General features: G+C 71.2%; 13 protein-coding genes and 1 pseudogene. 7 read left to right on the top strand and 7 right to left on the bottom strand.

Going from position 1 to position 12,107, the window contains the following annotated elements; genetic code table 11:
* Positions 1–766: 766 nt before the first annotated feature.
* Entirely contained in the window at positions 767–1,294 is a 528-nt protein-coding gene (locus AC07AG_RS37605; RefSeq protein ID WP_478761110.1) for a hypothetical protein, read from the bottom strand.
* A gap of 144 nt (positions 1,295–1,438) precedes the next feature.
* Between AC07AG_RS37605 and AC07AG_RS37600 the strand changes: the two are divergent.
* A pseudogene (locus AC07AG_RS37600) lies at positions 1,439–1,705 on the top strand (cell division protein SepF); the annotation flags it as partial.
* A gap of 675 nt (positions 1,706–2,380) precedes the next feature.
* Here the strand turns inward: AC07AG_RS37600 and AC07AG_RS37595 are convergent.
* Positions 2,381–2,536, bottom strand: coding sequence for a hypothetical protein (locus tag AC07AG_RS37595; RefSeq protein WP_478761109.1), 156 nt, complete (start codon positions 2,534–2,536; stop codon positions 2,381–2,383).
* A 109-nt stretch (positions 2,537–2,645) separates the two neighbouring features.
* Here AC07AG_RS37595 and AC07AG_RS37590 point away from each other — a divergent pair, with 109 nt between their 5' ends.
* Positions 2,646–2,960 (top strand): DUF6401 family natural product biosynthesis protein, encoded by a 315-nt coding sequence (locus tag AC07AG_RS37590; protein ID WP_361047674.1) that lies wholly within the window; start codon positions 2,646–2,648, stop codon positions 2,958–2,960.
* A 22-nt stretch (positions 2,961–2,982) separates the two neighbouring features.
* On the opposite strand, the gene AC07AG_RS37585 is transcribed toward AC07AG_RS37590, so the two are convergent.
* Entirely contained in the window at positions 2,983–3,753 is a 771-nt protein-coding gene (locus tag AC07AG_RS37585) for a mechanosensitive ion channel family protein (protein ID WP_478761107.1), read from the bottom strand.
* A gap of 295 nt (positions 3,754–4,048) precedes the next feature.
* Here AC07AG_RS37585 and AC07AG_RS37580 point away from each other — a divergent pair, with 295 nt between their 5' ends.
* The gene (locus tag AC07AG_RS37580; RefSeq protein WP_425575231.1) at positions 4,049–4,180 is read left to right on the top strand and encodes a hypothetical protein; all 132 of its coding nucleotides are present in this window, start codon (positions 4,049–4,051) and stop codon (positions 4,178–4,180) included.
* 107 nt (positions 4,181–4,287) lie between these two features.
* On the opposite strand, the gene AC07AG_RS37575 is transcribed toward AC07AG_RS37580, so the two are convergent.
* Positions 4,288–4,899, bottom strand: a complete 612-nt coding sequence (locus AC07AG_RS37575; RefSeq protein WP_478761106.1) for an HAD family hydrolase — start codon at positions 4,897–4,899, stop codon at positions 4,288–4,290.
* A gap of 360 nt (positions 4,900–5,259) precedes the next feature.
* Here AC07AG_RS37575 and AC07AG_RS37570 point away from each other — a divergent pair, with 360 nt between their 5' ends.
* Both AC07AG_RS37570 and lnt read left to right on the top strand, forming a co-directional pair.
* The gene (locus AC07AG_RS37570; protein WP_478761104.1) at positions 5,260–5,775 is read left to right on the top strand and encodes a nuclear transport factor 2 family protein; all 516 of its coding nucleotides are present in this window, start codon (positions 5,260–5,262) and stop codon (positions 5,773–5,775) included.
* A gap of 89 nt (positions 5,776–5,864) precedes the next feature.
* Positions 5,865–7,538: an apolipoprotein N-acyltransferase gene (gene lnt, locus AC07AG_RS37565; protein WP_478761102.1), complete on the top strand. Its 1,674-nt coding sequence runs from the start codon at positions 5,865–5,867 to the stop codon at positions 7,536–7,538.
* Here the strand turns inward: lnt and AC07AG_RS37560 are convergent.
* Together AC07AG_RS37560 and AC07AG_RS37555 are read right to left on the bottom strand one after the other, a co-directional pair.
* Entirely contained in the window at positions 7,462–8,370 is a 909-nt protein-coding gene (locus tag AC07AG_RS37560) for a Gfo/Idh/MocA family protein (RefSeq protein ID WP_478761100.1), read from the bottom strand. The genes lnt and AC07AG_RS37560 overlap by 77 nt on opposite strands.
* Positions 8,371–8,411: 41 nt before the next feature.
* On the bottom strand, positions 8,412–9,623 hold the full coding sequence (locus AC07AG_RS37555; protein ID WP_478761098.1) for an FAD-dependent monooxygenase: 1,212 nt from the start codon (positions 9,621–9,623) through the stop codon (positions 8,412–8,414).
* 112 nt (positions 9,624–9,735) lie between these two features.
* Here AC07AG_RS37555 and AC07AG_RS37550 point away from each other — a divergent pair, with 112 nt between their 5' ends.
* Together AC07AG_RS37550 and AC07AG_RS37545 are read left to right on the top strand one after the other, a co-directional pair.
* Positions 9,736–10,353, top strand: a complete 618-nt coding sequence (locus AC07AG_RS37550) for a TetR/AcrR family transcriptional regulator (protein ID WP_478761097.1) — start codon at positions 9,736–9,738, stop codon at positions 10,351–10,353.
* A 505-nt stretch (positions 10,354–10,858) separates the two neighbouring features.
* Positions 10,859–11,314, top strand: a complete 456-nt coding sequence (locus tag AC07AG_RS37545; protein WP_478761096.1) for a hypothetical protein — start codon at positions 10,859–10,861, stop codon at positions 11,312–11,314.
* 59 nt (positions 11,315–11,373) lie between these two features.
* On the opposite strand, the gene AC07AG_RS37540 is transcribed toward AC07AG_RS37545, so the two are convergent.
* On the bottom strand, positions 11,374–11,895 hold the full coding sequence (locus tag AC07AG_RS37540; RefSeq protein ID WP_249591261.1) for a hypothetical protein: 522 nt from the start codon (positions 11,893–11,895) through the stop codon (positions 11,374–11,376).
* Positions 11,896–12,107: the final 212 nt, after the last annotated feature.

The raw sequence follows: 12,107 nt of genomic DNA, 5'->3' as shown, positions 1-12,107 counted from the left end.
TCCCGCTCCGCCACCTCGTCTGACGTCTCGACTGAGTCCCCGCGAGCGGCCGCCAGCGCTTTGCTGCGGCTCCGGCTGCGAGTTCACCCAGGACGCGAACTCGGCGGCATGCTTGCTCACGCCTCGCTTCCACGCAGTAGTCGATCCCCCCGCGATCTCCCGCCACAGAGCCGCGGTCGCCTCACCGAACGCCGCGACTGCTTCCGGTGAGGCGCTTCGCCACGACGGGACGCGGCCCGCGAACTCACCTGCCTGCTCGACCCGATGCCCGCCATCCATAAGGCGCAGCGCCAGCGCGCCCGGATCGATCCACGCCGCGCCCCGCCCGCGTAGGCCAAGCCCAGTCGACGGGCCGGGCTCGTTCGCCGACGATCAGTACGTCGTCGGGTGCGAAATCCGTGTGCAACGGCGCGTCACCGTCGGGGCCGCGATTCCTTGCAGCTCGGAGAGCGCGCCGCTTCCACGAGCGGGGGATCCGACGACCCGGGCTTGCAGTCGGCGTGACGACCGTCGACCACCTCGTATCCGAGGAGGCTCCAACCATCGAGCTCCGGGTGCGCGTACAAGCTGCCGCTCTCGGTCTCCGGGACAGAGGCGATGCCGCTGCACGACCCTCGCGTTCCCCGTCGAGACGGATGATCTCCGCACGTTCCTCTTCGGTGGCCCCGGGTATGCCCCTGCGTGCGGCCATGGGCCACCACCTTCGGGCAGGCGAGGCCCCGGCCCCTCACAGCGGGAGGGGCCGGGCTGGTTCAGCGTGGATCGGTCAGTATTTTCCGTTCGAGAGGATCTCGCCGCTCTTGTCGTAGACGGTCACCAGACCGTTCTCCGAGTCGTAGCAAGAACCGAACGCGCTCGCAATGAGCTTCCCGTCTGACGCGTGCGGACCCATCATCCCGCCGGTGAAGTCGGTGAACACTTCGGCCGCGTCGAGGATGTCGTTGTTCTTGCCCGCGCCGGTGACCTTGGTGACGTGCTTGGCTGCTGTCTTCTCGCTCGCTGTGCCGCCCTTGGCGACGCATGCCTTGAACTGGTCCGCCTGGCTCCCCTTGTCTTCGGCGGGCGGCTCCTTCTTCGCGTCGTCGGACTTGGGCTTGTCGTTCGTCGTCGCGGACTTGTCACTGCTGGAGGCGTCGGTGGAGTCACCGCCAGTGGCTGCACCGATGGCAGCGATCACGACGAAGAGGGCGACGACACCGAGGCAGCCGAAGCCAAGGATCTTCCCGGTTCTGGACTTCTTCGGGGGCTGCGGCTGAGGCTGGGGCTGTTGCTGTGGGTGTTGCGGTTGGCTCATGGTTCCCCCCGGGGGCTCTGCGCTAAGGGGAGCAGCATGAGCCGGGCGTACCTGCCGTGGAGGCGGTATGACGCGCTGTGACACGAATGAGTGGGAACCAAGGAGCGTTGACGTTCCGGATTCGCCCGCCAAAAGGGGCCGTTCGCCCCCGTGGCATCCATCACACCCGAACGCCAGAACCTGGAGAAGAACGCACCGATGATCATGCCCAAGGTCGCGTCCAAGCAGGAGGCTTGCTGCATCATCACGCTGCACCCGCGGACGCACAGCGAGGCCCGTACCGTCGGGGAACACCTCCGTGAGGGTGGCCCGGTGATCATGAATCTGAGAGAGATGGGCGACTCAGGAGTGAAGCGACTTGTCGACTCTGCCGCCGGTCTGGTGTTCGGCCTGCATGGCAGCATCGAGCGAGGCGTGGCACGCCGTTAACTGGTGTCGACAGCGCGATAGTTGCCCACGCAGGAGTGCTCTCAGCAAGCAGTGGAGGACGGGAACACGCTCAACCGAGCCCCGGGGCAGCCCGCGTCATTGACCCACCCTCGCCGGAGCCATGTGGGGCATCCTGCTGCCGATCAGCTGAGGAGACCAGCGCTGTACGTTGTCACCGGTCCGCCGGGCGCAGGCAAGTCCAGCAGGATCAAGGCGCCCGCCAAGACGACGGGCACCATCATGAACCTTGGCCTGGCGGCGTGGACCATGGGCCACCATGCCGGGCTGCCGGATGCGGAGAGGCTGCTCGATGATCCGACGTGGGTGAAGTGGCGGAGCGGACGGGCGGGCGCACCACCATGCGGCGGCTCAGGTGGCCTGCCGACCAGCCACGGAGGAGGTGCCGCGCGGCCGCTCGGGATGAGCGTGACGCACTACACGCCGTTTTACCGGACACGGATGCGCCGAAGATCACGTTCACGATGACGCCGGACGGCGGCCCCTCGCCCCTGGCACGGGCGGGTCAGTACGAGTCCGTCCGCGTCAACCTGTACGCGGACCAGACGGACGCCGACGCGGCGGCCGAGGCCGACCGGAAATCGCCGCAGGACCGGCCAGCCAAGGGAGGGCCGTCTCCAAGGAGCTCGCCGGGCTCTCCTAGACCCCGCAGGAGCTCTGCTGCCCGTCCGCCGCGCCGGCAGGCACCGCGTCCCTACGATCGCGGCACGCCTTGCAGAACTCCAGGCCCACCCAGATCGCCACGGCGGCGACGGTGGCCAGGACGGTGAGGCCGACCAGGAACGGGATGATCATGCGGGGAGCTTACCGAAGAGCCGCGGCCCCGGACGTGGCCGGGGCGTTGTGACCAATGGCATGCCGAAAGACCCTCTTCAGGAGGGTTTGCCCGGCCTACGGTGATGGGATGTCGCCCCTCGCCCGCATCAGCGCCTCGTACGCCCCGCGCTTCGCCGAGTTCGCCTTCGAGCCCGGCTTCACGGCCGCCGTGGACCAGCACGTCGCGGAGCTTCGCGAGCGGCTCGAGATGCGTGGGGCCGACCTCGTACCTCCGGCGCCGGATCCGGAGATCCTCTCCGACTACGCCCTGGGGTTCCTCGACGCGCTCTCCGAGAACGGGTGGCGGGAGCCGGTGGGCCACGACTACGCGGTGTGCCGCCTCACCGCCATCTCCTGGCTCGTGAGGCGGCACGACCTGGTGCCGGAGTCCTCGGGGTCCTGACGGGCCACGAGGGAGGCGCCGGTCACATGTCGTTGCGTTCGCGCTCCTGCACCGGCTGGTTGGTCATCGCGTCCTGCCGGCCCGCCTGGTAGGCGCTGACGCTGCCACGCGCCTTGGCCGTCTCCTGCTCCGCCGTGTTCAGCCAGCGCTCCCAGCGCTGCCGCATCGGGCCGATGAGCCCGCCGCCCACACCGACGATCAGGATGCCGGCGCCGGCCGCGAGGGCCGCGTACAGGACGGGCTGGGTGACCGTCGTGGCGATGCCCGCCTGGCCCAGCGCCGCGATCACGCCGAGCGCGACGATGCAGGCCCAGACGATCGTGCCGACGGTCTTCCCGTACGACATCGAGGACAGGGCGCTGGTGACGATGTCCCGTACGACGTTGGCCACCGCCATGGCGACGACCATCAGGACGATGGCGACGACGGCGCGCGGAATCCAGGAGACGATGCCGTCGAGCATCGTGGAGACCGGGTTGCTGCCGAAGACACCGAAGCCGAGCTGCAGGGTGATCAGGAGCAGGGCGTAGTACACGACCTTGCAGACGATCCCCGTCATGTCGTACTTGGAGTTCTCCAACATGCGGGACGCGCCCGCCCGTTCGGCGAGTTTTTCGGAGCCGACCTTGCGCAGCACCCGGTCGAGGACCCGGGCGATCATCTTCGACACGAACCAGCCGATGGCCAGGACGACCAGGAAGCCGATCAGCTTCGGCACGAATTGAGCGACCTTCGACCAGGCGTCGTTGAGGCCTTGGGTGAAGTCCACGGAGAGACTGATGTTCTGGGACATGAGTGGTCCTCCACTCGGTGGGCCCCGGTCGCCACGACGGCGTCAGGGCGATGGATCCCCCACGGCGCGCGGCTTCCGGCGCGTCCCTGCCCCCTGGATATCAGGGGCCACGGCCTGGCACGGCGCGGTGATGGGCCGTACGAGTGAAGGCCGGGTGACGTGGCGATTACTGTGCGGATGCTCACTTGGAGGATCTGCCCAGTAGCTGAGAGTTCCGATTGTCGTAGCTATCCCCTAGGCTTGACGCATGCCCTTAAACCCCCAGCCCCGTGGTTCAGCGCGCTCTGCCGCGGAATTGAACGAGCGAATCCGCGGCCTGTGGATGCGTGCCGGCGGCCGCCTCTCGCCCGAACAGCGCCGCGAGTACGAACAGTTGGTGACGGCGTGGGCGACCGCCGTGCGCGAAGAGGTCGTGGAGGCGGCCTAGTTGACGCCGCCTAGTTGATGCCTCGGCGCCCTGAAGGCGCCCCGGGGATGCCCTGAAGGTGCCCTGGGGGTGCCCTGCGATCCTCGTCGGCCGGCGCCTGGTGACAGTCACCGCCGAGCCGTGAACTCCTCGACGCGCGCGATGGTTTCCGCCGTTCTGCTGTGCACGTGACCGTCCATCCCCAGCGCCCGCGCGGCCGTGACATTGGCGGAGGTGTCGTCGATGAACAGCGCCTGCGCGGGCTCGATGCCGAGCAGCCGCAGCGCGATCTCGTAGATCCGCCGGTCCGGTTTGGCGCATCCCGCCTCGCAGGACAGGACGAGGTGGTCGGTGATGTCCGACAGCCCGCCCCGCGCCATGCGGGCGCGGAGGCCGGGCCAGGTGTTGCTGACGACGGCCGTCGGCACGCCCCGCGCCCGCAGGCCGCGCAGGCCCGCCACGAGCTCCTCGTCCCAGGTCTCCCTGGACGCCAGGTCCCGGCGCAGCTCCGCGATCACGTCCGGCCCCGTGCGCAGCCGCTCCCGGACGGTCTCCCACCACGCGTCCGCGCTGACGCGACCGATGAGGACCCCGGAGTCGTTCCCCTCGTACAGCGCGGCCATGAAGGCGGCGGCCGAAAGTCCAAGACGCCTGCCCCAGGCAGCCGAGGCGGCGGGAAGGTACTCGCGGACGAGCACACCGCCGACATCGATCAGTACACCGCGGGAGTGCGGGCTCATGAGCCGTACCTTCGCCGAGCCGCTCCCACGCCCCGTGTCCCGTGTCCCGTGTCGTAGGGGGCCGCCACGTCAGCCCTTGCCCTGGCGCTCCTTCTTCGCGATGCGGCACTTCTGTCGCCCCGTCAGTTCACTGCGGTTGCCCTGGCGTTTGTACGCCGCGATGCGCATCTCGTTCTTCACCGGGCCTCCAAGGTCGGAGTGTTCCTGCTCCTGTGTACGCTCAACTGCCGGGCATAATATGACAGTTCACCGGACCACGACCCGATCCGGCCGCAACATACACGCCGCGATTCCACACCCTTTCCCGCACGTTCCTGCACGCCTCTTGGCTCGGCACCCCCCGTGCCCAACACTGACCCGATGACGCAGCGCGTGGAACTGGCCGCCGTGATGGACCGATTGGCCATCGACTCCCTCATCACCGAGTACGCAGTGACCGTCGACGACGGCGACTGGGACGCCTACCAGCGGCTCTTCACCCCGGACGGACGCGCCGACTACAGCTCGGCGGGCGGCATCGACGCCAGCGCCGCGGAGGTGGCCGGATGGCTGGCCGGGACGATGGAGCTCTTCCCGATGCGCCAGCATCTGATCGTCAACAGGAGGCTGCGGTTCGGGACGCTCGACCAGGACATCGGCGACACCGCGCAGGTCCAGGCCGACTACATGAACCCGATGCGCTTCACGTCACCCGAGGGCGAGGGCGAGGGCGACGGTGCCGAGCGCACGCAGTCCTCGGCCCCCGACTTCATCTGCGGCGGCCGCTACGCCTTCACGGCGCTGCGTACGGCCCAGGGCTGGCGGCTGCGTCAGGTGACCGTGCAGGAGAAGTGGCGCCAGGTACAGCAGCCGTCACGCAACCGTACGCCCGGCTGAGAGACGGCACGGTAGGCGCACTGTCCTAGATCGTCCGGGGCGCGCACACTGGAGGAACGACCGGGCGTCGGGGCGGAGGGAGGCGCTGCATGGACCGAAACAGCGACGACCGGGACCGGCGGTGGCCACGCCTTTCGGCCGCCTCGGCGGCGGGGCTGCTCGCCTCGTCCCGCTGGCGCGGCGCTCTCGCCGTCCTCGCCGGCGCCCTGCCCGCCCTCGCCTTCCCCGCCCCGTCGCTGTGGTGGTTCGCCTACGTGGCCCTGGTGCCCTGGATCCTCCTCGCGCGCTCGGCCAGGACCGGGCGCAGGGCCGCGCTCGACGGCTGGCTCGGCGGCCTCGGGTTCATGGTGGCGGTGCATCACTGGCTGCTGCCGAGCCTGCATGTGTTCACCCTCCTCATCGCCGCGCTGCTCGGCCTGTTGTGGGCGCCGTGGGGCTGGCTGGTGCGGCGACTGCTGGGCGGGATGCCGTCGCCCGGTCGCACCGCGGCCGCGCTGGTCGTCCTGCCGTCCGGCTGGCTGATGGTCGAACTGGTCCGCTCCTGGGAGGGGTTGGGCGGACCGTGGGGTCTCCTCGGCTCCAGCCAGTGGCAGGTGGGGCCCGCCCTGCGCCTCGCGTCGGTCGGCGGGGTGTGGCTGCTCAGCGCCCTGATCGTCGCCCTGAACACCGCCGTCGCCGCGCTCGTCGTGGCCGAGGCCGCACGCCCGCCGGGGACGTCACGCACAGCCGCCCGCACCATCCCCGCCACCGCGGGACTCGTGGCCGTGGCCGCCGTGACCACCTCCGCCTGGGCGTGGGCGCCGCGCCCCGAGGCGTCGGGCGGGATGCGCGTGGCCGTCGTCCAGCCCGGCGTCATCGACGGGGCAGGCAGCGCCGACAAGCGGCTCGCGCGCGAGGAGGAACTGACCCGCGGTCTGGCGGGCCGCGACCTCGACCTCGTCGTCTGGGGCGAGAGCAGCGTCGGGTACGACCTCGCGGAACGCCCCGACGTCGCGCGCCGGATAGCCGCGCTGTCCCGCGAGGTCGGCGCCGACATCCTGGTGAACGTGGACGCGCGCCGCTCGGACGAGCCGGGCATCTTCAAGAGCTCCGTCCTCGTGGGCCCCCAGGGCCCCACCGGCGACCGCTACGACAAGATGCGGCTCGTCCCGTTCGGCGAGTACGTCCCCGCACGCGAGCTCCTCGGCTGGGCGACGTCCGTGGGCAAGGCGGCGGGCGAGGACCGCATGCGCGGCGAGCGCCCCGTCGTGATGGACGTCGGGGACGGCCTGAAGATCGGCCCGCTGGTGTGCTTCGAGTCGGCGTTCCCCGACATGAGCCGTCATCTGACGCGCGAGGGAGCCCAGTTGCTGCTCGCGCAGTCGTCCACCTCGACGTTCCAGTCGAGCTGGGCGCCCGAGCAGCACGCCTCGCTCGCCGCGCTGCGGGCCGCGGAGACCGGCCGCCCCATGGTGCACGCCACGCTCACCGGCGTCTCCGCGGTGTACGGCCCGGACGGCGAGCGGGTCGGGGCGCCGCTCGGCACCTCGGCGAGCGCCACGGCGACGTACGACATTCCGCTGGCCAAGGGCGTCACGCCTTACGTCAGGCTGGGCGACTGGCCCGTGCACGCGGCCCTCGCCGTGCTCGCGGTGCTGTGCGCGGCACTGGGCGTGCGTTCCGTGCGGGGACCCGCGAAGGGGAGGTTCAGGCAGCCTGCTCCTGAGCCGCACGGACCACACGCTCGCACAGCTCATGGGTCGCCAGCGCATCACGGGCACTGAGGACCTTGCCCGCGCGCACGGCGTCGAGGAAGGCGAGGACGACCTGCTCGATGCCGCGCTGGCGGGCCACGGACACCCAGTCGCCGCGCCGCCGCACGCTGGGCTGGCCCTTGTGGTCGATGACCTCGGCGAGGTTGAGCACCTGCCGCTTGGTGTCCTGTCCCGACACCTCGAGGATCTCCTCGGTGGAACCGCTCAGCCGGTTCATCACGCCGATCGCGGTGAACCCGTCCCCCGCGAGCTGCAGCACGACGTGCTCCATGAGCCCGTCCTGGATGCGGGCGCGCACGCCGACGTGGTCGATCGGCCCGGGGGCCAGGAAGCGCAGCGTGTCCACGACGTGGATGAAGTCGTCCAGGACGAGCGTGCGCACGTCCTCGGGCAGGCCGACGCGGTTCTTCTGCATCAGGATCAGCTCGCGCGGGTGCTCGACGCACTGCGCGTAACCAGGTGCGAAGCGGCGGTTGAAGCCGACGGCGAGGCTGACCGACCGCTCGTCGGCCAGGCGCACGAGCCGCTCGGAGTCGGCGAGTTCGTACGCGAGGGGCTTGTCGACATACGTGGCCACCCCCGCTTCGAGCAGCCGCGTCACGATCTCGGGGTGCGCGGCGGTCGAGGCGTGCACGAAGGCGGCGTCGATGCCCTGGGCGAGCAGCGCGTCCAGGTCGGTGTGGCAGCGCTCTTCGGGGATGTGGTGGACGCCCGCGACGCGGGCGAGGGTCGCGGGCGTGCGCGTCTGCAGGTGCAGCTCGACTCCCGGCAGGGTGGTGAGCACAGGCAGGTACGCCTTCTGCGCGATGTCACCAAGTCCGATACAGCCGACCTTAACCACTGTCCCCAGTCTCCTCTGCCCATGTGTCCTGCCGCCGCGGCCTACCGCTGCGCGCGTTCTGTTCCCGCAGCATACGGCTGCTGCGGCGGGCGCCAGTCGGCGATCGAGGCGAAGCTCCGCAGGATGAGGTTCGGACCGAGGCGCGACGCCGCGGCGATGAGCGCGTTGCGTACGGCGATGAGCGGGGCGTTCGTCAGGTGGTTCATGCGGGCGGCGCGCGCCGCCTGCCGGACGATGGCCGTGGTACGCGGCACCCGCACCGCGCTGTAGCCGGCTAGCCCCGCGGTCAGGTCGCCGCCCGGGGCCGCGTGGTGGGCCAGGACGACGGCGTCCTCGATGGCCTGGTTGCCGCCCTGGGCCAGGGTGGGCGCCATGGCGTGCGCGGCGTCGCCGATGAGGGCGGTCCGGCCCCGGTGGTAGTGCGCGAGGGGCGTGCTCATGTGGCGCACGTCATTGCGCAGGATGTCGTCGGGGCGTGCCGCGGCGATGATCGAGGGGATCGGGTCGTGCCACTCGCCGAAGCGGCGCACCAGCTCCGCCTTCTCGCCGTCGGGACTGTGGCCGCCTTCGGGGACGGTGGCGGTGGCGTACGCGTAGATCCTGCCGTCCTTGAGCGGATGGGTGCCCCAGACGCCGCCGCGCCCCCAGGTCTCGTGCGGCTCGAAGGGGCGGTCGGGTGCGGGAACGACAAGTCGCCAGGCCGTGAATCCGGCGTACGTCGGCTGCGGGTGCGCCGGGAACAGGACCGAGCGCACGGCCGAGTTGATGCCGTCGGCGCCCACCACGAGGTCGGCCTCGATGTCCCCCTCGTCGGTCCGGACGACGGCCTTGCGGTCGGCGGCTCCGGGATCGGCGAGCTCGGCCCGCACTCCGGTGCGCAGGGCGTCGGCGGGCAGTGCCGAGACGAGCAGGTCGACGAGGGTCGCACGGTGCACGAGGACGATGTCGCCGCCGAACTCCGCCGCGGTCGCCGCGCCGCTGATCCGCACGAGCCAGCGCCCGCTCTGCGCGCGCATCCCACCCTCGCCCTCCCAGGCGGCGAGCGAGCGGACCCGGTCGCCGAGGCCCAGGACGTCCAGGGCGCGCTGGGAGTTGGGGGCGAGCCCGATGCCGGAGCCGACGGGCTCCAGGGTGGCGGCCCGCTCCAGGACGGTGACCCGCCAGCCCGAGAGGTGCAGGGCGATGGCGGAGGTGAGTCCGCCGATGCCACCACCGATGACGACGGCGTAGGGCCTGCGGTCCGGCTGTGCCATGGCTGACTCCTCTGGACTCATGCACTACATCTGTAGTAGCCGCTACTACATCTGTAGTAGCCGCGATACTGACGCTACTACACCTGTAGTGAATGCGGCTAGGGTGTACGCCATGTCCGTACACCGACGCAGCGCGGGGCCGCCCCGCAGCGAACTGATCGCCGACACGGCAATTGCCCTGCTCGCCGAGCGCGGCATGCGGGGTCTGACGCACCGGGCCGTGGACGAGGCCGCGGGGCTTCCGCAGGGCTCGACCTCGAACCACGCGCGCACCCGGCTCGCCCTCCTGGAGGCGGCGGTGGGGAGGCTGGCGGTACGCGAGGCAGCGGTACTGACCCCTGCCGAGCTGCAGACCCTCATGACCCCCGACAAGAACAACCGCGAGCCGCTGATCAGCGCGCTCGCCCTGGCCCTGCACCGCTACCTGACCGGCGGCCACCGGCACCTGCTGATCTCCCGCTACGAACTGGCCCTGGAGGCGACGCGCCGACCGGAACTGCGCGCCTACTACGACGCTGCGGGGGCCCGGTTCAGAGAGCCGCTGGTGGCCCTGATGCGGACGATGGGGTCGCCGGACCCCGAGCGGCACGCGCTGTCACTGGCGGCGTGGTGCGAGGGCCTCCTGTTCTCACACGCGGCGGGCTCCTCCGGCACGCCCACGCCGCCGAGCGAGGAGTCGCTGCGCGACGGCTTCCGCGAGCTGCTCCGGGGAATGCTGAACGAGTCCTGACTCCCCAGCCACCCACCCGGCGGCGCCGAGCCGCCACGAAGAACCCCGTCCCGCCGCTGCGCGCCGGATCTCCCCACCCACCCACCCGTTCACCCGGCAGCACACCGCGGGGGGAACCGGGCGGGCGGACGAGCAACCGCAGCACCGCCGGACAAACGGGCGGATGGGCGGGAAAGATCCGCCGCGCAGCGGCGAGCAACCGCAGCACCGCCGGGTAAACGGGCGGGCGGACGAGCGAGACCCACCACCCAGCAGCGAGCAACCGCAGCACCGCGGGGTAAACGGGTGGGTGGGTGGGAGAGATCCGGCGCGAAGCGGCGGGACAGACCGGCGTCGGCCCGCAGACGAAATCACCTGACCCTCACCACGGAGTGCCGAAGCAACAGAGGCCCCCCACACCCCCCACCCCCGCTCCCCCCGCCGGCCAGAGGCGAACTCACCCGTGCGGGCCAACTTCCCCCCATTCCCTCGCCGAATACACCCCCCACCCCCCAGAGTTGCGCGAATGCACCGAACCACGACCACCGCCACACTCCTGGTCTCCGTGGCGGTCACCGCCGTCTCCGGCTGTGTGAGCGTCGAGCGGCAGCCCGCTCCCGGGCCGTCCGCCGCGAGCGCCCCGCCCCCGGCGCCCCGCACCGACGGCGACTCCCGCCCCCGGGTCGTGGAGGCCCCCGCCCGCGAGGCCCTGGAGCTCATCGGACCGCCCCGCGGCCCCGCGCCCCGCGCCACCGGCACCGCCCCGAGCGTCCCCACCGCACCACCCCGCACCGCGAACCCCCCACAGCGCTCCGGCCCGCCCCCGCAACGCCACGGTCACCGCCCCGAGGCCGTCGAACCGCCCGCGATTCCCACCGCCGCGCCGACGAACGCGGACCTCTGCGCCCTCGGCAAGCAGTACGGCGGCTGGCGGCCCGGCAGCCCCGAGGCCGTCATCTGCGAAGACGCCTACGGTCATTGACCCGCACCCAGCCCCACACACAGCAGCCCCCCAGCTGCCTCACCCCACCTCACCCCACCTCACTCCACCTCACTCCCCTCCCCCAACCGCATCTCCAGCCTCCCGATGGCCGCCCGAATCCCATCCCCGTACCCGTCGTCCCCCAGAGCCCCGACCGCCCCCCGCGCCCGCCGAATGTGGTTGCGCGCCGCCTCGGGGCGTCCCAGCTTCGCGTAGTCCGCGGCGAGGTTGAGGTGCAGGGACGGATAGAAGCCACGGACCGCGATCGAGTCGTGGTGCTCATGCAGGCGCTCGTCCGTGAGCTCGTCCGCCGCCGACAACGCCCGCAGATCCCAGGCCAGTTCGTCCGACGGATCCTCCTGCGTGTCCGCCATGTAGTGCGCCAGCGTGCAGCGGTGCAGCGGGTCGCCCTCCTCGCCGATCTCCGACCACAGCCCCAGGAAGCGTCCCTGCGCCTCCTCGCGGTCGCCCCCGTGATGCAGCATGACCGCCTGCCCGATCCGGGTCATCATGGCGTCTTCCGCCGCCTGCTCCTGCTGCTCCGCCACCGGGTCCTCCACACTCGTACGCCGTACGGCCATCGTGCACACCGCTCTCGACGCTATCCGCCTCCGCTGACAATCACGGTCAGGCGCGATCGGCCGCGAGGCGCTCCCCCGTACCGCTGGGCCAGCCCGGTGACAGTCCTGGCCGAGCCCGATAAGGCCACGCACGGCGACGGGCAGGGACAGGGGCAGGGGCAGGGGCAGGGCAAGCGAACGGCGGCGCACGCATCGCGCACGCCGCCACCACG

The organism is Streptomyces sp. NPDC044044, from assembly GCF_056434405.1.
The sequence above is the reverse complement of the archived record's forward strand: the minus strand, read 5'-3'. Positions and strand labels throughout refer to the sequence as shown.

Excerpts from the sequence above, each read along its gene's own strand:
- lnt (WP_478761102.1), top strand. The coding sequence starts at position 5,865 with ATGGACCGAAACAGCGACGACCGGGACCGGCGGTGGCCACGCCTTTCG.
- AC07AG_RS37540 (WP_249591261.1), bottom strand. The coding sequence starts at position 11,895 with ATGGCCGTACGGCGTACGAGTGTGGAGGACCCGGTGGCGGAGCAGCAG.
- AC07AG_RS37550 (WP_478761097.1), top strand. The coding sequence starts at position 9,736 with ATGTCCGTACACCGACGCAGCGCGGGGCCGCCCCGCAGCGAACTGATC.
- AC07AG_RS37545 (WP_478761096.1), top strand. The coding sequence starts at position 10,859 with ATGCACCGAACCACGACCACCGCCACACTCCTGGTCTCCGTGGCGGTC.
- AC07AG_RS37595 (WP_478761109.1), bottom strand. The coding sequence starts at position 2,536 with ATGATCATCCCGTTCCTGGTCGGCCTCACCGTCCTGGCCACCGTCGCC.
- AC07AG_RS37590 (WP_361047674.1), top strand. The coding sequence starts at position 2,646 with ATGTCGCCCCTCGCCCGCATCAGCGCCTCGTACGCCCCGCGCTTCGCC.
- AC07AG_RS37570 (WP_478761104.1), top strand. The coding sequence starts at position 5,260 with ATGACGCAGCGCGTGGAACTGGCCGCCGTGATGGACCGATTGGCCATC.
- AC07AG_RS37575 (WP_478761106.1), bottom strand. The coding sequence starts at position 4,899 with ATGAGCCCGCACTCCCGCGGTGTACTGATCGATGTCGGCGGTGTGCTC.
- AC07AG_RS37585 (WP_478761107.1), bottom strand. The coding sequence starts at position 3,753 with ATGTCCCAGAACATCAGTCTCTCCGTGGACTTCACCCAAGGCCTCAAC.
- AC07AG_RS37555 (WP_478761098.1), bottom strand. The coding sequence starts at position 9,623 with ATGGCACAGCCGGACCGCAGGCCCTACGCCGTCGTCATCGGTGGTGGC.
- AC07AG_RS37605 (WP_478761110.1), bottom strand. The coding sequence starts at position 1,294 with ATGAGCCAACCGCAACACCCACAGCAACAGCCCCAGCCTCAGCCGCAG.